1 rRNA gene and 1 pseudogene are annotated in these 673 nt (G+C 67.8%); both read left to right on the forward strand.

The features are described from left to right. A 5S ribosomal RNA gene (rrf, locus tag ACZ601_RS31235) occupies positions 1–95 on the forward strand; the annotation flags it as partial. A 129-nt stretch (positions 96–224) separates the two neighbouring features. Next, positions 225–673, forward strand: a pseudogene (locus ACZ601_RS31240) (DEAD/DEAH box helicase); the annotation flags it as partial.

Consider the following 673-nt stretch of genomic DNA (forward strand, 5'->3'; position numbering starts at 1 on the left):
AAACGCCCGGTTACATTCCGAACCCGGAAGCTAAGCCTTTCAGCGCCGATGGTACTGCAGGGGGGACCCTGTGGGAGAGTAGGACGCCGCCGAACAATCTTTCAAGGACCCTTGGTCCCAGCGTTCAACGCTGGGACCAAGGGTCCTTTTTTGTTTTGTCGAAGCGCGTCGGGTGTCCGGCTGCGCAAGAATGTCTGTAGTACCCGATGACAGGAGCACCACCGATGTCCACCAACTCTCCCGACGATCGTTCGGAGCGCGAGCCGCGTCGCCGCGACGGCGGTGACCGGGGCGGCTTCAGCGGTGGTCGTGACGACCGGTCAGGCGGCCAGCGTCGGGACAACGACCGCGGTGCGGACCGGCGTGACGACCGCCGGCCCACCAACAGCGGCGGCGGTTTCCGGCGCGACGACAGTCGGCCCAGCAGCGGCGGCGGCAACTTCCGCCGCGACGACAACCGAGGCGACCGGGACCGTGCGCCTCGCCGTGACGACAACCGTGGTTCCAGCGGTGGCGGTTTCCGCCGTGACGACAGCCGTGGTGGTTCCTCCGGTGGTGGCTTCCGCCGTGACGACAACCGTGGCGGTTCCTCCGGTGGCAACTTCCGCCGCGACGACAACCGTGGCGGTTCCAGCGGTGGTGGCTTCCGTCGTGACGACCGGGCTCCGCGTCG

The organism is Streptomyces sp. NPDC104307, from assembly GCF_055584045.1.